This is a genomic window from Streptomyces sp. MI02-7b (assembly GCF_033793585.1).
Taxonomy (GTDB): Bacteria; Actinomycetota; Actinomycetes; order Streptomycetales; family Streptomycetaceae; genus Actinacidiphila.
This window is the reverse complement of the sequence record NZ_JARAWX010000003.1, coordinates 427,943-451,694: the sequence shown is the minus strand read 5'-3', so window position 1 is coordinate 451,694 and position 23,752 is coordinate 427,943. Positions and strand designations below refer to the sequence as shown.

24 protein-coding genes are annotated in these 23,752 nt (G+C 72.1%); 7 read left to right on the top strand and 17 right to left on the bottom strand.

The window, feature by feature from the left end:
• Positions 1–115 precede the first annotated feature (115 nt).
• Genes PV364_RS06725 through PV364_RS06715 form a run of 3 tightly spaced genes read left to right on the top strand, consistent with a single transcriptional unit; the run spans position 116 to position 3,722 of the window.
• Positions 116–640 (top strand): PadR family transcriptional regulator, encoded by a 525-nt coding sequence (locus tag PV364_RS06725; protein ID WP_319658756.1) that lies wholly within the window; start codon positions 116–118, stop codon positions 638–640.
• Positions 637–1,323, top strand: coding sequence for an ABC transporter ATP-binding protein (locus tag PV364_RS06720; RefSeq protein WP_319658755.1), 687 nt, complete (start codon positions 637–639; stop codon positions 1,321–1,323). The genes PV364_RS06725 and PV364_RS06720 overlap by 4 nt, the downstream gene beginning before the upstream one ends.
• On the top strand, positions 1,320–3,722 hold the full coding sequence (locus PV364_RS06715) for an ABC transporter permease (RefSeq protein ID WP_319658754.1): 2,403 nt from the start codon (positions 1,320–1,322) through the stop codon (positions 3,720–3,722). The genes PV364_RS06720 and PV364_RS06715 overlap by 4 nt, the downstream gene beginning before the upstream one ends.
• Before the next feature lie 18 nt (positions 3,723–3,740).
• On the opposite strand, the gene PV364_RS06710 is transcribed toward PV364_RS06715, so the two are convergent.
• A complete protein-coding gene (locus PV364_RS06710; protein WP_319658828.1) occupies positions 3,741–4,688 on the bottom strand; it encodes a LysR substrate-binding domain-containing protein in 948 nt (315 codons plus the stop codon).
• Between the two features lie 595 nt (positions 4,689–5,283).
• On the opposite strand from PV364_RS06710, the gene PV364_RS06705 reads away from it, so the two are divergent.
• Together PV364_RS06705 and PV364_RS06700 are read left to right on the top strand one after the other, a co-directional pair.
• Positions 5,284–5,838 carry a peroxiredoxin gene (locus PV364_RS06705; RefSeq protein ID WP_319658753.1) on the top strand — a complete coding sequence of 185 codons (555 nt, stop codon included), beginning with the start codon at positions 5,284–5,286 and terminating at the stop codon, positions 5,836–5,838.
• A 2-nt stretch (positions 5,839–5,840) separates the two neighbouring features.
• Positions 5,841–6,389, top strand: a complete 549-nt coding sequence (locus tag PV364_RS06700) for a carboxymuconolactone decarboxylase family protein (RefSeq protein WP_319658752.1) — start codon at positions 5,841–5,843, stop codon at positions 6,387–6,389.
• Positions 6,390–6,464: 75 nt separating this feature from the next.
• Here PV364_RS06700 and PV364_RS06695 read toward each other — a convergent pair whose 3' ends face one another.
• The 4 genes from PV364_RS06695 to PV364_RS06680 all read right to left on the bottom strand — a co-directional run bounded on the left by PV364_RS06695 (position 6,465) and on the right by PV364_RS06680 (position 11,768).
• Complete coding sequence (locus tag PV364_RS06695) at positions 6,465–7,805, bottom strand: AI-2E family transporter (RefSeq protein ID WP_319658751.1); 1,341 nt, start codon at positions 7,803–7,805, stop codon at positions 6,465–6,467.
• 136 nt (positions 7,806–7,941) lie between these two features.
• A complete protein-coding gene (locus tag PV364_RS06690) occupies positions 7,942–8,613 on the bottom strand; it encodes a transglycosylase SLT domain-containing protein (protein WP_319658750.1) in 672 nt (223 codons plus the stop codon).
• 411 nt (positions 8,614–9,024) lie between these two features.
• Complete coding sequence (locus PV364_RS06685) at positions 9,025–10,344, bottom strand: PhoH family protein (RefSeq protein WP_319658749.1); 1,320 nt, start codon at positions 10,342–10,344, stop codon at positions 9,025–9,027.
• 650 nt (positions 10,345–10,994) lie between these two features.
• A complete protein-coding gene (locus PV364_RS06680; RefSeq protein WP_319658748.1) occupies positions 10,995–11,768 on the bottom strand; it encodes an isoprenyl transferase in 774 nt (257 codons plus the stop codon).
• Between the two features lie 111 nt (positions 11,769–11,879).
• On the opposite strand from PV364_RS06680, the gene mgrA reads away from it, so the two are divergent.
• Positions 11,880–12,920, top strand: a complete 1,041-nt coding sequence (mgrA, locus tag PV364_RS06675; RefSeq protein ID WP_319658746.1) for an L-glyceraldehyde 3-phosphate reductase — start codon at positions 11,880–11,882, stop codon at positions 12,918–12,920.
• A 29-nt stretch (positions 12,921–12,949) separates the two neighbouring features.
• Here mgrA and PV364_RS06670 read toward each other — a convergent pair whose 3' ends face one another.
• Entirely contained in the window at positions 12,950–13,660 is a 711-nt protein-coding gene (locus PV364_RS06670; protein WP_319658745.1) for an A24 family peptidase, read from the bottom strand.
• 36 nt (positions 13,661–13,696) lie between these two features.
• On the opposite strand from PV364_RS06670, the gene PV364_RS06665 reads away from it, so the two are divergent.
• Positions 13,697–14,083, top strand: a complete 387-nt coding sequence (locus PV364_RS06665) for a DUF192 domain-containing protein (RefSeq protein WP_319658744.1) — start codon at positions 13,697–13,699, stop codon at positions 14,081–14,083.
• A 425-nt stretch (positions 14,084–14,508) separates the two neighbouring features.
• Here the strand turns inward: PV364_RS06665 and PV364_RS06660 are convergent, their stop codons facing one another.
• The 11 genes from PV364_RS06660 to PV364_RS06610 form a co-directional block, all read right to left on the bottom strand.
• Positions 14,509–15,141 carry an OmpA family protein gene (locus PV364_RS06660; protein WP_319658743.1) on the bottom strand — a complete coding sequence of 211 codons (633 nt, stop codon included), beginning with the start codon at positions 15,139–15,141 and terminating at the stop codon, positions 14,509–14,511.
• A gap of 3 nt (positions 15,142–15,144) precedes the next feature.
• Positions 15,145–15,681 (bottom strand): hypothetical protein, encoded by a 537-nt coding sequence (locus PV364_RS06655; protein WP_319658742.1) that lies wholly within the window; start codon positions 15,679–15,681, stop codon positions 15,145–15,147.
• A gap of 68 nt (positions 15,682–15,749) precedes the next feature.
• Positions 15,750–16,340, bottom strand: coding sequence for a pilus assembly protein TadG-related protein (locus PV364_RS06650; RefSeq protein ID WP_319658827.1), 591 nt, complete (start codon positions 16,338–16,340; stop codon positions 15,750–15,752).
• Positions 16,337–16,534 carry a hypothetical protein gene (locus PV364_RS06645; RefSeq protein ID WP_319658826.1) on the bottom strand — a complete coding sequence of 66 codons (198 nt, stop codon included), beginning with the start codon at positions 16,532–16,534 and terminating at the stop codon, positions 16,337–16,339. Before PV364_RS06645 ends, PV364_RS06650 begins: the two co-directional genes overlap by 4 nt.
• Before the next feature lie 284 nt (positions 16,535–16,818).
• Positions 16,819–17,706: a DUF5936 domain-containing protein gene (locus tag PV364_RS06640; protein WP_401973780.1), complete on the bottom strand. Its 888-nt coding sequence runs from the start codon at positions 17,704–17,706 to the stop codon at positions 16,819–16,821.
• A 16-nt stretch (positions 17,707–17,722) separates the two neighbouring features.
• Positions 17,723–18,661, bottom strand: a complete 939-nt coding sequence (locus PV364_RS06635; protein WP_319658741.1) for a type II secretion system F family protein — start codon at positions 18,659–18,661, stop codon at positions 17,723–17,725.
• On the bottom strand, positions 18,658–19,995 hold the full coding sequence (locus tag PV364_RS06630) for a CpaF family protein (RefSeq protein WP_319658740.1): 1,338 nt from the start codon (positions 19,993–19,995) through the stop codon (positions 18,658–18,660). The genes PV364_RS06635 and PV364_RS06630 overlap by 4 nt, the downstream gene beginning before the upstream one ends.
• Positions 19,992–20,390, bottom strand: coding sequence for a TadE/TadG family type IV pilus assembly protein (locus tag PV364_RS06625; RefSeq protein ID WP_319658739.1), 399 nt, complete (start codon positions 20,388–20,390; stop codon positions 19,992–19,994). The genes PV364_RS06630 and PV364_RS06625 overlap by 4 nt, the downstream gene beginning before the upstream one ends.
• On the bottom strand, positions 20,387–21,952 hold the full coding sequence (locus tag PV364_RS06620) for an AAA family ATPase (protein ID WP_319658738.1): 1,566 nt from the start codon (positions 21,950–21,952) through the stop codon (positions 20,387–20,389). Before PV364_RS06620 ends, PV364_RS06625 begins: the two co-directional genes overlap by 4 nt.
• On the bottom strand, positions 21,949–22,662 hold the full coding sequence (gene cpaB / locus PV364_RS06615; RefSeq protein ID WP_319658737.1) for a Flp pilus assembly protein CpaB: 714 nt from the start codon (positions 22,660–22,662) through the stop codon (positions 21,949–21,951). Before cpaB ends, PV364_RS06620 begins: the two co-directional genes overlap by 4 nt.
• Positions 22,663–22,674: 12 nt before the next feature.
• Complete coding sequence (locus tag PV364_RS06610) at positions 22,675–23,583, bottom strand: hypothetical protein (protein ID WP_319658736.1); 909 nt, start codon at positions 23,581–23,583, stop codon at positions 22,675–22,677.
• Between the last annotated feature and the right edge of the window lie 169 nt (positions 23,584–23,752).

Below are 23,752 nucleotides of genomic sequence, written 5' to 3'. Positions count from 1 at the left end.
TCCGCAGCCGCCCCGGGACGAGAAAAACCCAGGTCGGAAGGGGTTCTGTCACACCCTCGTCACTGTACTCGCGCTCTATACACTGCGGGTATACGCCTCATGTAGAGTCCTCCGCATGAGCATCGGCCACACCCTGCTCGGGCTCCTGGAGTCCGGCCCCCGCCACGGCTACGACCTGAAACGGGAATTCGACCACAAGTTCGGCCACGACCGCCCGCTGCACTACGGTCAGGTCTACTCGACCATGGCGCGGCTGCTGAAGAACGGGCTCGTCGAGGTCGACGGCATCGAGGCCGGCGGCGGCCCGGAGCGCAAGCGGTACGCGATCACGGACGCCGGGATCACCGACGTCGGCAAGTGGCTCGCGGAACCGGAGAAGCCCGAGCCCTACCTGCAGAGCACCCTCTACACCAAGGTCGTCCTCGCACTGCTGACCGGTCGCAGCGCCGCCGACCTGCTCGACACCCAGCGCTCGGAGCACCTGCGCCTGATGCGGGAACTGACCGCGCGCAAGCGCGACGGCGACCTCGCGGACCAGTTGGTCTGCGACCACGCCCTGTTCCACCTCGAGGCGGACCTGCGGTGGCTGGAACTCACCACTTCACGACTGGACCGACTCGCGGCGGAGGTAACCGCATGACCACCACGGACCGTTTGCTGGAAGCCGTCGGCCTGCACAAGGCCTACGGACCCACCCCGGCCCTGGACGGCGCCGACTTCGCGATACGCGCCGGTGAGGTCGTCGCCGTGATGGGGCCCTCCGGCTCCGGCAAGTCGACGCTGCTGCACTGCCTGGCCGGCATCGTGCGGCCGGACTCCGGCCAGGTGCTGTACCAGGGACGGGAGCTGACCGCGATGAGCGACGCCGAGCGCAGCGCCCTGCGCCGCGGCGAGTTCGGCTTCGTCTTCCAGTTCGGCCAGCTCGTGCCCGAGCTGACCTGCGTGGAGAACGTGGCGCTGCCGCTGCGGCTCAACGGCGTCAAGCGCAAGGAGGCGGAGACCCGCGCCACGGAGTGGATGGCCCGGCTGGAGGTCGACGACCTCACCGGCAAGCGGCCCGGCGAGGTCTCCGGCGGCCAGGGCCAGCGCGTCGCGGTGGCCCGCGCACTGGTCACCGGCCCGCGGGTGGTCTTCGCCGACGAGCCGACCGGCGCCCTGGACTCGCTCAACGGCGAGCGTGTGATGCGCCTGCTCACCGACGCCGCCCGCGACACCAACGCAGCCGTCGTCCTGGTCACCCACGAGGCGCGCGTCGCCGCCTACTCCGACCGCGAGGTCGTGGTGCGGGACGGCAAGTCGCGGGACATGGAGCGGGTGGCATGAGCTCCCAGTCGACCGCGCGGGGCGGCACCCTGTCCGGCTGGGTCCGCGACGTGGGCCTGGGATTCCGCTTCGCCACCACCGGCGGCCGCGAGGGCTGGACCCGTACCGTGCTGACCGCGGTCGGCGTCGGCCTCGGCGTGGCGCTGCTGCTGGTGGCCGCATCGGTCCCGGCCATGCTGGGAGCCCGCAACGACCGCGGCTACGAACGGGACTACTCCTGGTTCAAGGCGTCGCCCAAGGCCAGCGCGAGCACGGTGCTGTTCGCCGTGGCGAACACCACCTTCCGCAACGACGACGTCCGAGGCGTGCTCCTGAAGGCCGACGGTGACCGCCCCGTCCTGCCGCCCGGCGTCAAGGCGATGCCCGCCCCCGGCGAGATGGTGGTCTCCCCCGCCCTGAAGCGGCTGCTCGACAAGCCCGGCAGCAAGCTGCTGCGTGACCGCCTGGACTACCGGATCACCGGTGTCATCGGCGACAACGGCCTGGTGGGGCCGGCCGAACTGACCTATTACGCGGGCAGCGACAAACTCGTCGCCTGGGACGACGGCGAGAACGCCGGCACCGGGAACGCCACCCGCATCCCGTACTTCGGACGCGGCGCGGTCCACTCCGACCCGCTGGGCGGGGTCCTCTCGCTGCTGGTGATCATCATCTTCGTGGTACTGCTGCTGCCGGTGGCGGTCTTCATCGGCAGCGCCGTCCGCTTCGGCGGCGAGCGCCGCGACCGCAGACTGGCCGCACTGCGCCTGGTCGGCGCGGACAGCCGGATGACCCGGCGGATCGCGGCCGGCGAGGCACTGTTCGGCTCACTGCTCGGACTGGCCGTCGGCGCAGCGCTGTTCCTGGTCACCCGGCAGTTCGCGTCCGACGTGACGCTGTACGACATCAGCGTCTTCCCCTCCGACGTCACACCCGGCGCCGGGCTCGCCCTGCTCGTGGCCCTGGCGGTGCCGGCCGCCGCGGTGGCGGTGACCCTGCTGGCCATGCGCGGCATCGCGATCGAGCCGCTCGGCGTGGTGCGCAACGCCACCGCGCGCCGCCGCCGGTTGTGGTGGCGGCTGCTGATCCCGCTGGCCGGCGTCGGGCTGCTGGCTCCGCTCTTCGGTTCGATCAGCCAGGAGAGCGAGGTCAACTCCTATCAGGTGGCCGCCGGCACGGTCCTGCTCCTCGTGGGGCTCACCGCCCTGCTGCCCTGGGTCGTCGAGGCGGTCGTCGGCCGCTTCCGCGGCGGCCCCGTGCCCTGGCAGCTGGCCACCCGCCGGATCCAGCTCAACAGCAGTGCCTCGGCGCGCATGGTCAGCGGCGTGACGGCGGCGGTGGCCGGGGCGATCGCCCTGCAGACCCTCTTCACCGGGGTGCAGAGCGACTTCGTCAGCGACAGCGGCAAGGACCCGGACCGGGCCCAGATGGTCGCCACCACCCAGGTCAGCACCGGCGCCGAGGCCCACCGGGCCGAGCAGGCCTTCGCCAGGACCCCGGGGGTGCGCGAGGCGCTCGGCGTGGTCTCCTCGTTCGCCGTTCCTGCGGACACCTCCACCAAGAAGCCCATGACCGACGTGCAGTCCGCGCTGGTCATGGTGGCCGACTGCGCCACGCTGGGCGAACTGGTGAACGTCGGCCGCGACTGCAAGGACGGCGACGTGTTCCTCGCCGACGACCCGAACGGCTACGGCGACATCGACGCCGTCGTGCGGCCGGGCCGCGCGATCGACCTCAACATGCCGCTTGAGGACCACTACACCGGCACGCCGCGGCTGTGGACGGTGCCGGCCGGCGCCCACCGGGTGACCTCGCGCACCTCCCCGGACGGCAACCAGGAGTGGGGCGTTTTCGCCACCCCCCGGGCGCTGGACGTCGCACTGCTGCACCGCCCGGACGTCAAGGTCCTGCTGCGGCTCGACCGGCACGTGCCGGACGCGTTCGACCAGGCCCGCAACACCGCGGTGCGTCTCGATCCGCTCGGCGGCAACATCTACACGCTCGAGAGCACGACCGAGGACGGCAAGTTCGTCACCATCCGGCGCGGCCTGCTCGTCGGCGCCGCCGCCACTCTGGCCCTGATCGGCGCGAGCCTGCTGGTCTCGATGCTGGAGCAGCTGCGCGAGCGCAGGAAGCTGCTGGCGGTCCTGGTCGCCTTCGGCACCCGGCGCTCGGTGCTCGGGCTGTCCGTGCTGTGGCAGACCGCGCTCCCGGTCGCGCTCGGGCTCGTCCTGGCCGTGATCGGCGGTGCCGGGCTCGGCGCGGCCCTGCTGAAGATGGTCAACGCGCCGCTGCACTTCGCCTGGGGCAGCGTCGCCACCATGAGCGGCATCGCCGCGGGCGTCGTCCTGCTGGTCACCCTGCTCAGCCTGCCGCCGCTGTGGCGCATGATGCGCCCGGACGGACTGCGCACGGAGTGACCGCCCGGCCGGTGCGGTTCAGCAGGCGAACCGCACCGGCAACGGTGCCAGGGCACCGCGCAGCGCGGAGGCGAACGCCTCGAACTCCTCCGCGCGCGCGGTGCCCGCGCGCATCGCCAGGGCGATCCGCCGCGACGGCGCCGGGTGCGCGAAGTAGCCCGTCGCGAGGGCCGCGCTGCGTCCCGTCTCCACCGTGACCGCCGTGCGCGGCAGCAGCGTCACTCCGAGCCCGCCGGCCACCAGCTGGACCAGCGTGGACAGTCCGGCCGCGCTGGTCGTCGCGACCGCGCCCCGTGTGCGGCCGGCCTCGCGGCACACGTCGAGCGCCTGGTCGCGCAGGCAGTGGCCCTCGCCCAGAAGCAGCAGATCCAGCTCGCGCAGCGTCTCGCGAGGCAGGTCCACGCGTCCGGCCAGCCAGTGGTCGCCGGGCGTCACCAGGACGAAGTCCTCGTCGAAGAGCGGCAGTTCGACCACGCCCGGCGCGGCCAGCGGCACCGCGAGCAGCAGCAGGTCCAGCCGTCCGGCCGACAGGCCCTCCAGCAGGGACGCGGTCTGCTCCTCGTGCACCTGCAGCTCCAGGTCCGGGTACGTGCCGTGCACCAGCCGCAGCACGCTCGGCAGGAGATAGGGGGCGACCGTCGGGATCACCCCGAGCCGCAGTACGCCCGTGAACGGCGCCCGCGCCGCCTCCGCCTCGTCCTGCAGTTCGCCCACCGCCTCCAGCACCGCCCGCGCCCGCACCGCGACCCGCTCCCCCGCCGGCGTCAGCAGCACCTTGCGGGTGGTGCGCTCGACCAGCACCACGCCGAGCACGTCCTCCAGGGCCGCCAGCGCGCCCGACAGGGCCGGCTGGCTGGTGCCGATCGCGGCGGCCGCGTCCCGGAAGTGCAGGTGCTCGGCGACGGCCGCGAAGGCCCGCAGCTGGGACAGACTGGGCTGGCGCCGGGTCGCGCGCTGACTACTGATAACCGCCTCCGATCAACGGCCGCACAGTTTAGCCGCGCAACCGGAGGCGGACCGTCCGCCCTGTCCCACCGCCTCGGTCGATCGGGCAGGGAGTGACCGGTACGGGCGTCGGCGCAGCGGTGGCGGCGGGCGCAGCCGAGGACGACCGGACGCGGGCCGCGTCCAGGCCGGCCCCGGCCGCCCGCAGCGTCAGCACCGGGTCGGTCCCGTCGGCGCCCGGACACCGGGTCGCGTGCAAGGAGATCGCCTCGATCCCTGCCACCGCCGGTACGGCAGGCCGCCGCGCGCGGCCCTGTCACCACCGCCGGCGAAGCCGTCAGCGGCGGCTCGTCCCGTCCCGTCACCCGCGCCGCTCCCGAACACCGGCCACTCCCGGGGCCACGGGAGGACGAACTCCGGGCGTCGGGCGCCCCTCGCTCGGCGGTCACTCTGCGCAGCCACGCCCTTGGCCCATCTGTCGATAAGCAGGGCCGATCAATGCGGCCCGCGGGGACGATTTCACTGATCAGTGGGCTCATGACAGGCTGACGGCGACCCACCCATGGGACCGGTTCGGCCACCCCGCCGCCGGTCTCAACCCTCACAAGGAGTGCGCGTGCTCACCGTCGGTGACAAGTTTCCCGCGTTCGAACTGACCGCCTGTGTCGACCTCGACCCCGAGAAGGCCTTCGCCCAGATCGACCACAAGTCGTACGAGGGCAAGTGGAAGGTCTACTTCGCGTGGCCGAAGGACTTCACCTTCGTCTGCCCGACGGAGATCGCGGCGTTCGGCAAGCTGAACGACGAGTTCGCCGACCGCGACGCGCAGATCCTCGGCTTCTCCGTGGACTCCGAGTTCGTGCACCACGCCTGGCGCAAGGACCACGACGACCTGCGCGACCTGCCGTTCCCGATGATGTCGGACATCAAGCGCGAGCTCTGCGCCGACCTCGGCATCCTGGGCGAGGACGGTGTCGCCCAGCGCGCGACCTTCGTCGTCGACCCGGACAACGAGATCCAGTTCGTCATGGTGACCGCCGGCTCCGTCGGCCGGAACCCCAAGGAGGTCCTGCGGGTCCTCGACGCGCTGCAGACGGACGAGCTGTGCCCCTGCAACTGGAAGAAGGGCGACGAGACCCTCGACGTCGTCAAGCTCCTGGCCGGTGAGTGAGCATGGCGCTCGCTGAGCTGAAGTCCGCGCTGCCGGACTACGCCAAGGACCTCAAGCTCAACCTCGGCTCCGTGATCGGCAACGCCGAGGACACGGGGCTGCTGACGCGGCAGCAGGTGTGGGGCACGGTGCTGGCCACCGCCATCGCCTCCCGCTCGGCGATCGTGCTGCGCGCGCTGGAGCCCGAGGCCCGCGAGAACCTCGCGCCCGAGGCGTACCAGGCCGCGAAGGCCGCCGCCGCCGTCATGGCGATGAACAACGTCTACTACCGGACCCGGCACCTGCTGTCGGACCCGGAGTACGGCAACCTGCGGGCCGGTCTGCGGATGAACGTCATCGGCAACCCCGGCGTCGAGAAGACCGACTTCGAGCTGTGGTCGCTGGCGGTCTCGGCGATCAACGGCTGCGGGATGTGCCTGGACTCCCACGAGCAGGTCCTCCGCTCGGCGGGCGTCGAGCGCGAGACGGTCCAGGAGGCGTTCAAGATCGCCGCCGTCGTGCAGGCGGTCGCCACGACGCTGGACGCGGAAGCGGTTCTCGCCGACGCGTGATCCGTGCCGCGCACCGCGACGGGCCCGGTCTCCCCGTGGGGGAGGCCGGGCCCGTCCGCTGTCCGCCGCGGCGGCTCAGGCGCTCTGTTCCGGGGCGGGTTCGGGGAGTCCGGATGCGGCCACCGGGGCGGTCCCGGCGGCGCCCTGCGGGTCGGCCTCGGTCTCGGCGGACCGCAGCGCCGCCTCCCGGGAGTTGGCCCGCAGATAGACCACGACGGTATTGGTGACCGCGACCAGGGGCACGGCCACGACCGCGCCGCCGATCCCCGCGATGAGCGATCCGGCGGCGACGGAGAGGATCACGCCCAGCGGGTGCACCCGCACGGCCCGGCCGAGGATGAACGGCTGCAGGATGTGGCCCTCGATCTGCTGCACCGCCAGGACGACGACCAGCACCATCAGCGCGGTGAACGGCCCCTGCGTCACCAGCGCGACGACCATCGCGATGGCGCCCGAGGCCACCGCGCCCACCAGCGGCACGAACGCGGCCAGGAAGATGATGACGGCGAGCGGCACCGCCATCGGCACCCCGAGGAAGAAGATGCCGATGCCGATGAATATGGCGTCGATCAGCGCCACGATCACCGTGCCGCGCACGTAGAGGGTGAGGGTGCGCCAGGCGCGCGGGCCGGCCCCGCCCAGTCCGTCGCGGGCGGCGACGGGGAAGAGCTTGAGGCACCAGTTCCAGATGTTGCGGCCGTCGTAGAGCAGGAAGAGCGTGCTGAACATCGCCAGCAGGATGCCGGTGAGCAGTTCCACGACGACGGTGACGCCCTGCAGTCCGGCGTCGGTGAGCGCCTTGGAGTTGGTGCCGATCGCGTCCTGGAGGTTCGCGGCGATCTGGTTGATCTGGTCCTCGGTCACATGGAACGGGCTGTTGAGCAGCCAGCGCTTCAGCTCGTTGATGCCGTCCTGCAGGCTGCTGGAGAGGTTGTCGACGTTCTCCATGACCTGCCAGACCACGAACCAGCCGACCAGGCCCATCACCACGAAGCCGCCGATGAAGACGATCGCGGTGGCCACTCCGCGCGGCACCCCCAGCCGCTTCAGCCGGCCCACGAAGGGCTGCAGCAGCGCGGTGATCAGCAGTGCGGCCACAAAGGCCAGCACCACCAGCTGGATGGTGCCGATCACCCGCATCAGCACCCACACGGTGCCGGCCAGCACCAGCAGCCGCCAGCCGACCTCGGCCGCGACCCGCATGCTCCACGGCACTTGGGACACCGGGTCCCCGGGACCCGCGCCGCGGGGCGCGTACCGGCGCGCGGCGGCGGCCTGTTCCTCCTGAAGGCGGGTCTCGGCGCGCGCCTCCGCGCGCGCCTTCTCGGCCGCGGCCCGGCGCTGTTCCTCAAGGCGACCGGCCAGCCTGGCCAGTTCGGCGGCCAGACCGGCGCCCCACTGGCGCTTCTCCGACATCGATGTACCCCTGTCCCCCGCCCCCGCGGCCTATCCGACCCGCACTACCGTACGCGCAGAAAGCCCCTGACCCCGCACAGGGGTCAGGGGCTCGGTGTCGCTTTGCGACGGTACGAAGTGGTACCAGGCGGATTGTCTAGTACCAGTGGTTCGTCTGCCAGAAGGACCATGCGCCGCACGGGCTGCCGTAGCGGCTGTTCATGTAGTTGAGGCCCCACTTGATCTGGGTGCCCGGGTTGGTCTGCCAGTCGGCGCCCGCGGAGGCCATCTTGGAGCCGGGCAGGGCCTGGACGAGCCCGTACGCACCGGAAGAGGAGTTCGTCGCGGTGTAGTTCCAGCCGCTCTCGCGCGTGACGATGTTGGAGAAGCACTGGTACTGGGTGGAGTCGCCTATGATCCCCTGCGCCATCGCCTGGACCTCGGCGGTGGTGTACGAGGCCTTCACCACGAGGGCGGCGCGCTCCGCGGCACGGGACGCGGCTTCCTGCTTCTTCCGCTCCTCGGCCTTCTTCTCGGCCTCCTTGCGGGCGGCGGCGTCCTTGGCCGCCTGCTTGCGGGCGGTCTCCTCGGCGGCCTTCCTCGCGCTCGCGTCGGCGGCGTCCGTCTGCGCCTGCACCTGCTCCGTCAGCGAGGCCTGCTGAACCTGCTGTCCCGCGGGTATGTCCGCGAGAACGGTGGTCGCGTCGGTGGCGGCGACGGGCTGCAGGCCCGGCTGCTCGCTACCAGAGGCGACACCGACGACAGCGCCCACGGTGGTGACCGCAGTGGCCGAAGCCACCGCGAATCCCCGGACCGAGATCCGGCTCACACGGTTTCCTTCCAGCGTCGCCCGCTTGGTGACCTCACGGACGCGATCGTGCCCTTCGCACTGGCTTCTTCATGCACCGGTCACAGAAGCTACTGGCCCGGTGGGTCTCCCACATGGAGGCGGGAGTCCGCTGATTCAGCTCGGGCGGCCCACGGCGAACGCTGTTCAATTCTGGGGTTCCGCACGCTAGTAGGTACGGGTGTGCCATGGGCAGGGCCTGACAGAACCGACAGCCTGCCCTAGCCGCACCGTCAACGCAATTCCCTGTCGGGTGTCAAACCTCACACGGCACGTGGGCCACGGAATTTTCTCGTACCACCCGGTAGCGGCCACAGACGCCGCTAGGCTGCTGCGCCCTTGCGGCGCAGCAGCCTAGCGGCGGTGCTCAACTGCCCTGACGGCAGGGTCGGGTCAGGTGCGTCCGTCCTCCAGCATCTCCGTGACGAGCGCGGCGATGGGCGAGCGCTCGGAACGGGTCAGGGTGATGTGCGCGAAGAGCGGATGCCCCTTGAGCTTCTCCACGACGGCCACCACGCCGTCGTACCGACCCACCCTCAAGTTGTCGCGCTGGGCGACGTCATGGGTGAGGACAACCCGGGAATTCTGCCCGATACGCGACAGAACGGTCAGAAGGACGTTGCGTTCGAGGGACTGCGCCTCGTCCACGATCACGAAGGCGTCGTGCAGCGACCGTCCGCGGATGTGGGTGAGGGGCAGGACCTCCAGCATGCCGCGGGCCACGACCTCCTCGATGACGTCCTTGGACGTCACCGCGCCCAGGGTGTCGAAGACCGCCTGGGCCCAGGGGCTCATCTTCTCGGCCTCGCTGCCCGGCAGGTAGCCGAGCTCCTGCCCGCCCACGGCGTACAGCGGCCGGAAGACCATGACCTTCTGGTGCTGCTGACGCTCCAGAACCGCCTCGAGCCCCGCGCACAGCGCGAGCGCCGACTTGCCGGTGCCGGCCCGGCCGCCCATCGACACGATGCCGACGTCCGGGTCGAGCAGCAGGTCGAGCGCGATCCGCTGCTCGGCGCTGCGGCCGTGGATGCCGAACGCCTCCCGGTCGCCGCGCACCAGCCGTACGCGTCCGTCCGCCGTGACCCGCCCGAGCGCCTTGCCGCGCTCGGACTGCAGGACCAGGCCCGTGTGCACCGGCAGCCCGTCCGCCTCGGGCAGGTCGACGACCTCGCTCTGGAAGAGCTCGTCCACCTGCTCGGCAGGGACCACCACCTCCTCCATACCGGTCCAGCCCGAGGTGATCGCCAGCTCGGCCCGGTACTCCTCGGCCAGCAGGCCGACGGAGGACGCCTTGACCCGCAGCGGCAGGTCCTTGGACACGACGGTCACGTCGTAGCCCTCGGCCTGCAGGTTGCGGGCCACCGCCAGGATGCGCGAGTCGTTGTCGCCGAGCCGGAATCCGGCCGGCAGCACCCCCGGGTCCGAATGGTTCAGCTCGACGCGCAGGGTGCCGCCCAGCTCGCCGATCGGGATGGGCGCGTCCAGCCGCCCGTACCGGACCCGGTACTCGTCGAGCAGCCGCAACGCCTGGCGGGCGAAGTAGCCGAGCTCCGGGTGGTGGCGCTTGGCCTCCAGCTCGGTCACCACCACGACCGGGAGTACCACCTCGTGCTCGTCGAAGCGGAGGAGGGCATGCGGGTCGGCAAGCAGCACGCTGGTGTCGAGTACATATGTGCGCCGGTCGTGCTCACGGCGATTCTTGCTGGTCACCACGTGTGGACGAACCCCCTCGGAAGAGGTCGGGGTGCGACGGCGTCGCGCGGGACAGGGCCGGGAGCGACCACCAGGGCCGAACCACGGCCCTTCGAGTCGACGCGGTCAGTGCCGTCTGAGTCAAGTGTTGACAGCGGCACGTCCGTGAGCAAAGGGCCTCCCGGGCGGACAGCCAGGTGCCGTCCGCTGCTGTCCGACATCCATGGGCCGGATGTCGGTCTGACGGATCTATTCCCTCGAAAGTGGAGGCCTATGCGACTGCATATGACAGCCGTTGGCCCAAGCCCGCACGTCTCCGCTGCTTCTCCGGCCGTTCTCCCACCCGCCCCCGCAGCGCGATCCGGCCACGTCCGTCACGGCGTGCGGCCGTGCCGGGGTGTGGCGCATCTCTCACCCCGGGCGCCTCTCCGGGCCTCCGACCTGCGGTCCCGGCGCCGCGGGGAGGCTTCCGGCGGTCGCGCGAGGGGCACCACGCAGCGGTGACGGGCCCTCCCGCCGGGCGGCGCGGGTGGGACGGTCCGGCCTGCGGAACACGGACCGGCGGCACCCGCGGAGGCCCTGCGGGGCGGATACGGCAATACTCCGAACGGGTGCTCCACCGCGGCGTGTCGTTTCACCGCTGGGAACCGGCCCCGCGGGGCCAGCCGCCGTCACGTGCCGTAGCGGCGGTGACGTGCCGTGTAGTCGCGCAGCGCCCGCAGGAAGTCGACCTTGCGGAACGCGGGCCAGAAGACCTCGCAGAAGTAGTACTCCGAGTGGGCGCTCTGCCACAGCATGAAGCCCGACAGCCGCTGCTCGCCGGAGGTCCGGATGACGAGGTCGGGGTCGGGCTGGCCGCGGGTGTACAGGTGCTCCGCGATGTGGTCGATGTCGAGGATCTCCGCGAGGTCCTCGATGGAGGTGCCGCGTCCGGCGTGCTCGTGGAGCAGGGAGCGGACGGCGTCGGCGATCTCCTGGCGGCCGCCGTAGCCCACGGCGACGTTCACGAGTATGCCCTCGACACCCTCGGTGGCCTCTTCGGCCTCCTTGAGGACGGACTGGGTGCGCGCGGGCAGGAGGTCCTTCGCCCCGACGTGGTGGACGCGCCAGCGGCCGGTCGCCGCGAGCCCGCGGACCGCGTCCTCGATGATGCCGAGCAGCGGGACGAGTTCCTCCGCCGGGCGGTCGAGGTTGTCGGTGGACAGCATCCAGAGCGTCACAACCTGGACGCCGGTCTCCTCGGACCAGCCGAGCACCTCGGTGATCTTGTCCGCGCCGGCCCGGTGGCCCTGCTCGGTCGTGCGCGCGGCCGCCTTGGCCCAGCGCCGGTTGCCGTCCAGGATGACGCCGATGTGCTTGGGGCTCTGAGCCGGGTCCAGACGCCGCTCCACCCGGTGGGCGTACAGGTCGGTCAACCTGAGGCGTACCAGGTCGCGCAGATTCATTGCCGGGCCCCTCCTGCGGTCGTCCCCCCGCGGCCACCCTAACGCCCCGTCCCGCGGGGCGCCGAACCGGGTGCGGGGGCTGCAGGGGGCCCTCGTGATAGGACGACTCCCGTGGACATTCGCACTCTCTACCGCGCCGCCGACGAGCGCTACGACGCCATGGAGTACCGCCGGTCCGGCCGCAGCGGCCTGAAGCTCCCGGCGATCTCGCTCGGCCTCTGGCACAACTTCGGCGACGACCGCACCCTCGACTCGCAGCGCGCCATCCTGCGCCGCGCGTTCGACCTCGGCGTCACGCACTTCGACCTGGCCAACAACTACGGCCCGCCCTACGGCTCCGCCGAGTCCAACTTCGGCACGGTCTTCGCCCAGGACTTCCGTCCCTACCGCGACGAGCTGGTGATCTCGACCAAGGCCGGGTACGACATGTGGCCCGGCCCGTACGGCGAGTGGGGCAGCCGCAAGTACCTGCTGGCCTCCCTCGACCAGTCGCTCGGCCGCATGGGCCTGGACTACGTCGACATCTTCTACTCGCACCGCTACGACCCCGAGACCCCGCTGGAGGAGACGATGGGCGCCCTCGCGTCCGCCGTCCGGCAGGGCAAGGCGCTGTACGTGGGCATCTCCTCGTACGGCCCGCAGCGCACCCGCGAGGCGGCCCGGCTGCTGCGCGAGATGGGCGTGCCGGCACTGATCCACCAGCCCTCCTACTCCATGATCAACCGCTGGGTCGAGGACGAGGGCCTGCTGGACGTCCTGGACGACGAGGGCATGGGCTGCATCCCCTTCGTCCCGCTGGCCCAGGGCCTGCTGACGGACAAGTACCTGAACGGCATCCCGGAGGGCTCGCGCGCCGCCCAGGGCAAGTCGCTGGACCCGACGCTGATCACCGACGAGGTCGTGCGCCGGCTGCGCGGTCTGAACGAGATCGCCGCCGGCCGCGGCCAGTCGCTGGCGCAGCTGGCGCTCAGCTGGGTGCTGCGCGACCCGCGGATCACCTCGGCGCTGATCGGCGCGAGCAGCGTCGCCCAGCTGGAGGCCAACGTGGGTGCGGTGGGCGCCCCGGCCCTCACCGACCAGGAGCTCGCGCAGATCGACACCTTCGCCCTGGAGTCGGGCGTCAACCTCTGGTCGCGCAGCAGCGAGGCGTAACCCGCGACCGTCACCGCCCGGCGTCCTGGTCAGGGGAGCAGCAGCACCCCGGCCAGGGCGCCGGCCAGCATGAACGGCCCGAAGGGCAGCGGCGTCCCGCGGTCCGCGCGACGGGCCGCCAGCAGCGCCAGCCCGGTCACGGCGCCCAGCAGGAAGGCCGTGAAGGTCCCGGCCAGCAGCGTGTCCCAGCCGTACCAGCCCAGCACCAGCCCCGCGGTGGGGGCGAGTTTGACGTCCCCGAAGCCCATGCCGCCCGGATTGACCAGGTGCAGGACGAGATGGAACAGCCCCAGCGCCAGCCCTCCGAGCAGGGCGCGCGGCCACGACCCGGCGTGGCCGGGAGCCGTCGCGGCGACCCCGAGCAGCGCCGCCGTCCCCGCCGCGGCGGGCAGTGTCAGCACGTCCGGCAGCCGCAGCACCGCCAGGTCGATCCGGGCGAGCAATACCGCGAGCGGTACCAGCAGCAGCCAGACGGCGAGCTCGGGCCGCGCCCCCAGCCGGCCCGCCAGCGCCGCGCACAACACCGCCGTGAGCAGGGCGTACCAGCGCCCGGCCGACCACTGCGTCCCGCGCACCGGCCCCAGCCAGCCCGGCACTCCCGCCGGGTACACCTGCCCCTCGGGGCCCTCGATCCGCCAGGGCTGCTCGGCGCCGACCGCCAGGCGGTGGGCCGCACGCGGCAGGACGAGGCCCGCGCCCGTTCCCCAGACGGCCGCCACGGCGATCGGATAGACATGCACCGGGCGACCGTACACGGGCCCGTGTCCCGGAGGGAGATGACCGCATTGCGCATCCGGCTGCGCGACGGCGCCGCGCAACTGAGCCTGCCCGGTGGCGCGGTGCCGCTGGAGGTCGCCGCGTCCTACCGGGCCCGCACCCGCGGTCTGCTGGGACGCGACGGCGTCGCCGGCGCCCTGCTGCTGACGCCCGCCGCGAGCGTCCACACCCTCGGCATGCGGTTCGCCATCGACGTCGCCTACCTCGACCGGCGGCTGCGCGTGCTGGCCGTGCGCACCATGGCCCCGGGCCGGATCGGCCGGCCGCGGCTGCGGGCCCGGCACGTGCTGGAGGCGGAGGCGGGCGCCATGGCCGGCTGGGGACTGGTGCGCGGGATGACGGTGTCCGTGGAACCCGGAGAGGCCGTGGAACCCGGGGAGCGCTGAGCGTGAAACGGGGCACCCGGGGCGGCGAGCCCGCCCGTTCCGCTGAGGCACCTGGTGATCACGGTGCGTGTTCGGGATCCCCTGCCCGATCGGGAAAAGGAGACGGGCCGGTCCGCAGGGGGGGAGAGCGGACCGGCCCGAGGGGGGGGTTTCCAAGGTACCGCGTATCCGCCGCTGTGCAGGACCAAGGTCATGAGGGAGATGTGAAGGTTCCCTTCAGAAAGGACCGCAGCCGGAATCCGATTCACCCCTTTGGCCCTATAAGCGGTGTCCTTCTCCCCAAAACATACCGATGGCGTGCCCATTTCGTCACTCCGCGTCACAGGGCGGGCGGCCGAGGAATTTAACAGCTCATGGGTCCCGGGTACCCCACGCGGGTGAGTCGCGCCGTTGACCGGGCGCCGCGCCCACGCCTCATGTCCTGGCTAGGAGGGGCGGAACGTGATCTCCACACGGCGGTTCTGCTTGCGGCCCGCCTCGGTGGAGTTGTCGGCGATCGGGTAGTCCTCGCTGTAGCCGCGGACCTGAAAGGCATGGCTGTCGTTGCCGAGCGAGGCCAACTGACCGGAGAGGATCTTGTAGACCGCGTCGGCGCGCTTCTTGGAGAGCACCTGACCGTGTGCGTAGGAGCCGAGGTTGTCCGTGAAGCCGAAGACGCGGATCGGCTGCGTCACGTTCTTGGCGTCGATGTCGGATGCGATCGCCCTGATCCGCGCCGCCGCGGCCGGGTTGAGTTTCGCGCTGTCCCTCGGGAACAGCACATCGGCCTGGAGGGCGTACGTCACCGAGGAGTTGGACTCCTCGTGCCGTTCCTCCCCGTCGTCGGCGGAGGCGTCCTCGGACGAGGACCCGTCCGTCACCGACACGATGTCCAGCACCTTCGGCGGCGCCAGCTTCGCGCCCTCCGGGAGTTCCAGGTCGGGGTCGTTCGCGTCGATCGCGGTCGGCGCGGACGGGGTCGGCTGCGCCGTCGGGGCGTCGTCCGCGTGCGCCGCCGGCGTCACGAGCGTCAGCGCGAGACCCAACGCGGCCGCGGCCACGGATCGGGGACGGGGCATGGCTCACCCCTCCGAGAGCGTGATCTTGGCCGGGGGCATCGTCGGCAACTGGAACTCCACCTCGGTGGTGGCGGCCGGCGGGGCCGGGAACTGGGCGAAGATCGGCCGGGTCTCGCCCGGCTTGATCAGGGTCAGGCCCATGGTGCAGAGGCACTTGCCCTCGGTGTCACGCAGCACGTAGTAGCGCTTCTTGCCCGCCTCGTCGACCAGCACTGCTCCCGCGACGGACGGCCCGGACCGCTGGACTGCGGTCTCCTGCCCCATCCAGTACGTCGCACTGAAGGCCGAGGTGCCGTTGTTGGTGAGCGACCCCTTGACAGTGACGAATCCCCCGGAATCCCGTACGGCCTCGTTCAAGGTGACGGTGACGTCCTTCTCACCCTTCATCTGGGCCAGGACCTGAGTGGGCTCCACGGACGGGGACGCACCGTTCATGCCCGGACTGCTGGGTGCGGCACCTGGCTTCGAGGACGCCTTGCCGTCGGGCTTCTCGTCGCCGCCACCGCCTCCGCAACTCGTCAGGGCAAGTGCCAGGCCCATGACCGCCAGTACAGTCAGGCCCCTGCGGCCCGTAACCCGCTGCCGGAATCGCATCGGTCCCCCGTTCCTCACTCGCTGAGATGGACGGAGTAGAACTCCGCCAGGTTCAGATCGAAGTCGTCGGCTGAGGGGTCCACGCTCAAGGTCCCCTCGTCGCAGGTGAACTTCACCGTGTCGCCGTCTTTTTCGTCCACCGCGCACCGGGCCTCGACCACGCCGGTGGCGGTGGCACGCGCGTGCATGTTCTCGGTGCCATGCACGACCGACTTGCCCACAGTGCCCTCGGTATGGAGGGAGACCTTCGCGCCGCTGGGGCTGCTGACGAGGTCGCAGGTGTCGATGACCGCGCGGTTCTCGGCAGCGAAGGTGCCCGCCGCGCCGCACGCTCCTGCGCCGTCCATGCCGTTTCCGGCGAGGAGGTCCGCCAGTTTGTCGAGGTCGCCTGCGTTGAGTGCGTCCAGGAAGTCGTCGCGAATGCCGTCGCGTGTCTCGCGCGCGGCAGCCAGCGCCGCCGCATCAGCCGCCGTCTGCGCGCTGTTGCGCACGGACGAGGCCTGCCCGACGGCGAAGAAGGCGAAAGCGAGGAAGAAGAGGGCCGCGACCGCCACGATGTAGAGCCCGACTGTCTGCCCCTGGTCGCCGCCGGCTCGTCCGCTCAGCCCGCGCCGACGATGTCCCCGATCTTCGCGAGAATGCCATCGAGCACGGCTTGGCCGATGCTCGTCGTTCCCGCGAGCACCCCGATGATCACCGCGATCACGACCGCGATCCCCAGGTACTCGAAGGACGTCTGCCCCGCGTCGCCACCAGCGCGCATGCGCATACGCACGCGCAGCGCCGTCAGTCGTGTCACAACCCACCTGCTCATGTTCCGTGCCCCAAACCGTAGTCACGTGACGTACGCCGGCCGCGCCCCTTGCGTCGGCCGGGCTCTGGCTGTCGCGGCGGGACAGGACGGCGGCGAGGTTCACGGTGCGCCGCCTCCCCTCGGGCCAACCCGCTGCGATCCGTGCTCGATTGCAGGTGCAAATGTGGTTGCGACTGCAAAGGTACACCGCAACCGTGGACTTCCGCACCCGACAAGGCGGGCTTCGGTCCATACCCACCACGGCCCCCGGCCATTCGCCCATGTCCCCCTCACCCCAGCAGATCGCCGAAGTTGATCCGGGAGCCGAGGATCGTCCCGGTCATGAGGAGGATCATCGTCGCGGGGACGAGCAGCGTCGTGATGACGCCCGTCGCGCGCGGCACTGTGCGGGCCGCTCGGCGGCGGGCGTTCTGGGCCTCGGTGCGCCGCATGTCCGTGGCGATCTGGAGCAGCGTGCGGGCGATGGGCGCGCCCAGTTCCTCGCCCTGCTGCAGGGCGGAGACGAACTGCCCGACCTGCTCGCTGCTGTTGCGCCTGCGCAACTGGTCGAAGGCGTCGCGGCGGCTGACGCCGACGTCCATCTGGCGCAGGGCGATGCGGATCTCGTCGCTCCAGGGCCCCTTGTAGACGGAGGCGACGCGTTCGAGCGCCTGGCGGAAGCCGAGTCCGGCGCTGACCACGACCGCGAGGACGTCGAGGAAGTCCGGGAGGGTGCGCTCGATCTCGTCGCGGCGTCTGCGCACGGCGAGCCAGATGCCGAGGTCGGTCCAGCCGAGGCCGTACGCGACCATCAGCAGTGCGGCGAACCAGTGGCCCGCCCGCAGGAGGACGAGAGCGGCCAGCGCCCCCAGAGCGCCGTAGACCGCACGGCGGGCGGCGTAGCGGTCGACGGTCAGGCCGTAGGGGTGGCCCGCGTGGTCGATGCGGGCGCGGACGCGGCTGACGCGGGCGGGCCCCATCAGGCGCAGCACGAGCGGTGCCCAGCGGATGCCGAGGCGGTCGACGGCGTTGCCGACCCGGGTGGTGCGGGTCCGACCGACCTCCAGGGCGAGTTGGAGGTCGCTGGGCAGCTTGACCTCGGAGCGGTAGAGGCCGATGCCGTAGCACAGGCCGAGGACGGCCAGCGCGGCAACCGCGGCCAGGGCGAGGGAGATCACCGGTGTCCCACCCTCCTCAGACGTCGATCCGCGACATGCGGCGGATGAGGGCGAATCCGACGACGTACAGGCCGAGGGCGACGACGACGGCGATCCGCCCGGCCCCCGAGCCGGTCATCGCGCCGAGCGAGCCCGGCATGATCCGGTCCAGGAGCAGCAGGGACCCGATGCCGATGAACGGCACCGCGTACGCGGTGACCGTGACCTGCGACATCTGGGTGCGGATCTCGCGCCGGGTCTCCTTGCGCTCCTCCAGGGTCACCGTGAGGTTCCGCAGCGACTCCACGACCGAGCCGCCGGCCCGCGAGGACAGGACGAGGGTCGACACCAAAACCACCAGTTCCCGGCTCGGCAGGCGTTCGCGCAGTTCCTCCAGGGCGTCCTCGATGGAGTGGCCGAGCGCCATGGCGTCGGCGACCTTGCGCAGTTCCTCGCCGGCCGGCGCGTCCAGTTCGTCGGCGGCCATGGAGACGGCCGTGCGCAGGGCCAGCCCGGCCTGGGTGGCGTTGGCCAGTACGCGGGCCAGGTCGGGCAGCTGGGCGATGAAGCGCTCGGTGCGCACCCGCCGCCGCCAGCCGAGGAAGGAGCTGACCGCCCAGGCCGCGAGCAGCGCGGCGATCGGGCCGAAGAAGGGGGCCAGCACCACGTCGGCCACCAGCCACGCCCCGCCGACCACGCCGACCGCGGCGGCGGTGAACTGGCCGGGGGTCAGGTTGGTGCCCGTCGCGGCGAGCCGGGCCGCGAGCCGCCGGCCCCACCCGGTGGTGCGCACCCGGCGGTCCAGTCCGGAGAAGGCGACCGCGCTGCGCCGGCCGGCCGGGACCTCGGCCAGCCGGTCGACCAGGGCGGCCCGGTCGGCGCGGCCGCCGGCCCAGGCGTGCAGTCCCCACACGCCGATCACGAGGGCGAGCCCGGTCACCCCCAGCACCGACAGTGCCAACGTCGCGGAACTCACTTGGCCTCCCTGGTCGACAGCTCCAGCTCGCTCTCCCCGACCCCGAACGCCGCGGGGACCGACTCCCCCGCCAGGTAGAGGCGTTCCGCCATCTCCCGGGGCACCGGCTGGTGCTGGAACCAGCCCCGTACGATCCGGTCGGCGCCCATCGGCTCGGCGCGGAAGCGGGTGGCGCTGGTGAGCCGGAAGACGTCCCGGCCGCGGGAGGAGAGCATCGCGATCTCGGCGATCCGGCGGGTGCCGTCGACGTCGCGGCGGAGCTGGACGATCACGTCCACCGCGCTGTTGATCTGGTCCCGCAGGGCCTCGAAGGGGATCTTCACCTCGGACATCGACGCCAGCGTCTGCAGCCGCAGCACCGCGTCCTCGGCCGAGTTGGCGTGCACGGTGGCCAGCGAGCCGTCGTGGCCGGTCGACATCGCCTGGAGCATGTCCAGGGTCTCGCCGCCGCGCACCTCACCGACGATGACCCGGTCGGGCCGCATGCGCAGCGAGTTGCGGACCAGGTCGCGGATGGTGATCCGGCCGTGGCCCTCGACGTTGGGCGGCCGGCTCTCCAGGCGGACGACGTGCTCCTGCTGGAGCTGGAGTTCCGCCGCGTCCTCGACGGTGATGATGCGCTCGCCGTCGGGGATCAGCCCCGACAGGGAGTTGAGCAGGGTGGTCTTGCCGGAGCCGGTGCCGCCGCTGACGATGATGTTGAACTTCGCCCGGACCAGCGCGGACAGCAGCATCAGCATGTGCTCGTCGAGCGTGCCGAGGCCGATCAGCTCGTGCAGGGTGTAGGCGCGCGGGAAGCGGCGGATGGTCAGGATCGGGCCGGTCAGGGACAGCGGCGGGATGATGACGTTGACGCGCTCGCCGGACGGCAGGCGCGCATCGACCATCGGGTTCGACTCGTCCACACGGCGGTTGACGGTGGAGACGATCCGCTCGATGGTCTGCAGCAGCTGCTCGGCGCTGCTGAACCGGGCGGCGACGGGCTCGACCCGGCCGCCGCGCTCGATGTAGATCCGGTCCGGGCCGTTGACCATGATCTCGGTGATCGACGCGTCCTCCAGCAGCGGTTCGAGGATGCCGAGGCCGAGGGCCTCGTCGACGACCCGGCGGATGATGCCCGTGCGCTCCTTCGTGGACAGCACGGGGCCCTCGCGGCTGATGATGTGGCCCAGTACGCGCTCCAGGCGTACGCGGCGCTCGGCGGCGGCGAGCGCCGACATCTCTGCGAGGTCGATCTCCTGGAGCAGCTTGGCGCGGTAGACGGCCACGAGGTGGCCCTCCTGCGTCTGCGGGGCGGTGTCGTCGTTGGCCGCGATGCGGTCGCGCAGGCTCATCCGTCCGCTCCTTCCCCGAGTTCCCCGTCGTCGTCCTCCCTGGGCATGGTGGCGCTGCGGGTGACGGAGCCGGGGCTCAGGCCCGGGATCACCGAGGGGATCTCGATCGTGGCCGTGGCGTGCGTGGCGTCGCCGCCGTCGTCGGTGGTCACGTCCGTGCCGTCCCGCAGCCAGGAGCTGACGGCCTGGGTGCCGGCCGCCGAGCCGCTCAGGGGGTGGTCGTGGCGGGCCTCCATGCGGGCGGCGGCGCGGGCGGCGGTGCCGGCCTGGGCGGCGGTGTAGGCCGCCAGGCCCAACTGGACGCCGGCCAGGGCGATGAGCAGCAGGATCGGCAGCATCCCCAGGAACTCCAGCGAGGCGCTGCCCCGGTCCCGCCGCCGGGTGCGGCCGGTCACGGGGCGTCCACCTCCTCGTCGACCGCCGAGGCGTGGCCGTGCACCCACAGCGGGAAGTCGACGGCGCCGGGGAAGAGCACGGGCACCTTCAGCCCGACGGTCACGTCCACCATGCCGTCGGTCCTGCCGGAGTCCACCGTGACCTGGTCCCAGGCGCCCGGCAGGTCGTCGACCGCCGCCGCGCGCGCGTCCTCGCCGACCGCGGCGGCGCGGGCGGCCTGGTCGGCGGCGTGCCCGGCGAGCGTGAAGGTGTAGCCGGCGAGCACGGCCTGCCAGACCAGGATCAGCACCAGCAGGATCAGCGGTGTCATGCCGAGCGTCTCCAGCACGACCTGGCCCTGGTCGCCGCGCGTGCGCCGGCCCCGCCGGGGGACGAGGGCGGTCCCGGCGCCGGACAGGCCCACCTCGGCGGCGAGGGCCCACACGCCCTGCTTGACGGTGGAGCGGTTGTCGAGGTCCTGCAGCCGTCCGGCGTCGACGACGGCCTGCAGCTCCCTGAACGCCGCGGGGACGACGGCGGTGGAGACCCTGGTCCCGGTGATGCGGGCGACCAGCGAGGGCTGGATCTCGCTGCCGCGGGTGTGCCGGTTGACGGTGACGAGGACGTCCTGCGGTTTGCGGATCTGCAGCCGGTCCCACATGCGCACCATCCGCTTGGCGGCGCGCACGGCGACGACGTCCGGGGTGGTGACGAGCAGAGCGGTGTCGGCCGTCTCGACGGCGACCGCGTTGGCACCGGTCATCTGGGTGCCGCAGTCCACGACGACGACCTCGTAGCGCTGCCGCAGGGCGTGCAGGACGTGCCGCGCCGAGCGGTCGGTGACCTCCTCGCCGCGCTCTCCGTCGCCGGGGGCGAGCAGCAGCGCGGGCCCGGACTCGTGGACGTACATGGCGTCCTGGAGCACCCGGCTGGTCACGTCGGGGATGTCCGCCAGGTCGGCGACCGAGCGGCGGAACTGGACGTCGAGGTACGAGGCGATGTCGCCGCCCTGGAGGTCGAGGTCGACCAGCGCGGTGGACTTTCCGGCGGCCTGCGCGGCCAGGGCGAGTTGCACGGCGATCACGGTGGTGCCGACCCCGCCCTTCGCCCCGGCGACCGCGACCATGGTGCCGCCGGGTACGGCGGGCAGCGCGGCCTGCTGCGGGCTGAGATGGCGCCGGACGCCGGCGGCCCAGCCGGCGGCCGCCTCGATGCGGGCACCCAGCTCGTCGTACGACAGGGGCAGGGCGACGACGCCGCGCGCGCCGGCGTCCATGGCGCCGGACAGGACGGCGGGGCTGGGGTCGGCGGTGAGCAGGACGACACCGACGGCCGGAAAGCGCAGCGCGATCTCCCGGATGACCTCCAGGGCGGGCATCGGGCTGATCCGGTCGTGGACGACGACGGCCTCGGGCAGTTCGTCGATCCCGGTGTCGGCGGCCCGCGCGAGGACGTCGAGGAGGGTGGTCGAGTCGGGCAGCGCGGGCCCGGGGTCGGCGCCGGGCAGCTGGTGGAGCAGCCCGGTGAGGGCGCGGGCGGTGTCGGGGTCCGGGGTGCCGGACAGGATGCGGACGCCGTTCACGAGGCGGCCCCGTCGCGGGCGAGGGTGTAGGTCCGGTCCCGCGCCGAGGGCGCGGTGTCGTCACCGGGGGCGACCAGGGCGAGGCGGACGTGCCGGGCGAAGGACTCCGCGAAGGCGACCCGCTGGGCGTCCTCGGCGCCGAGGGCGAAGGTGATGGGGACGCCCTTGCCGCCGGCCCGCTGGCTGTCGGCGCCGGTGTCGAACGCCCTGATCTCGCCGACGTCGATGACCCGGGCGTTCGCCACGATGATCTTCGAGACCTCGGGGTCGGTGTCCTTGCGGGGGGCGAAGGTCGCGAAGATGTTGACCCTGGCCCCCGGTGTGATCTTGCCGGCGACGCCGGTCTCCGCGTCGATCATGATCGCGATCTCCATCTGCCCGGCCTGCAGGGCGGGCCGTTCGGCGACCATGTCGGTCTGCAGCAGCGATCCGCGCTCCAGCGGCACGGCGGCGATCTTGCCGCTGAGCTGCCCGACGTCGCGGACGGCCGTGGCCGGCAGCCAGCGCTTGGGTATGCGGACCGCCTCCAACTGGCCGCGGCCGATGGACTCGTACGCGGGGACGTCCTTGGCCAGCCGGTACGCGGTCACCTTGGGTCCGACCTGGGAGCGCGCGTCGCCGATGACGGTGACGACTCCCGCGAACGCGGCGAGCGCGCAGAGCGCGGAGACCACGAGAAGGACGACGCCGCGACGCTGACGTGAGTTCATAGAGGTGGGGCCCTATCGCTCAAGTGCCGAGTGCTGGTGGGGAGAGCCTTCGGGAGGAGGGGACGGGAGGGAGGGGGCGGTGCGGGACGCCAGGCTGTGCGGGCGCCGCTGCGCGTGCACGACCTGACGCGGCCGCTCGGGCGGCCGGATGCGCTGGAGTCCGTCCACCGCGGCCGAGCAGAACAGGCAGCGGTCGCCGATGACCGCGAGGCCGCACCAGCCGCAGCTGTCCCGGCGCACGGAGGTGACCAGTTGGTAGAGCACGCCGACGTCGGCGATGTAGGCGGTGAACTCGACCAGCTTGCCGGTTCCCCACCAGCGCGCGGAGTCCGCGGGCAGCGGCACCTCGCGCACGGGCTGGGCGCGCCAGGCGCGGGCCAGCGGGCCGGTGACCCAGCCGGGGTCGACGCCGTGGCCCTGGGCGAGCGCGAGCTGGGTGAGGAACGCGGGGCCGGCGGGCACCGCCGCGGGGTCGGCCTCGACGAGGTGCGGCTCGGGGTGGGCGAGGACGGCGAAGTGGCGGCCCGGCACCAGTGATTTCAGGTGCGCGCCGACCGGGACCTCGACCCGGTCGAGCTTGGCGACGGAGCCCAGCAGCGCGCCGGAGTAGAGGTAGTGCGACAGCAGGCGGGCTGCGCCCGCGAGCACGCCGGGGCCGAGGTCGGTGGCGGCCAGCTGCCGCAACTGCTCGGCGAGCAGGACGGCGGCCAGCGGCGGCAGGTCGACGGGCACGATCGCCACCCGGTCCGCCTCCAGGGCGGCCCGCACGGTGTGCACCCGGCGGCGCACCGGATCGGCGGGGTCGGGCGGCACGAGGAGGACGAGGTGGCCGTGGACCTCCAGAGCGGCGACGGTGCGGCTCACGTGCTCCTCCAGGGGGAGCGCGAGGTCGTCCGTCGTGACCGCTATGACACTCGACACCCGTTGCCTCCCGGAACTCCCGCCCAGTCCCATCGCGGTGAGCCTATCGGTGCGTAGTGGGAGCAGCGCGCTAAGTCGCCGAACACTTGGTGAAGTCGGTACCCAAGTGACGGGGCGAATACGCGTACGGGCGCAGATGCTCGGCGCATATGCGCGGCCGCGGGAGCGG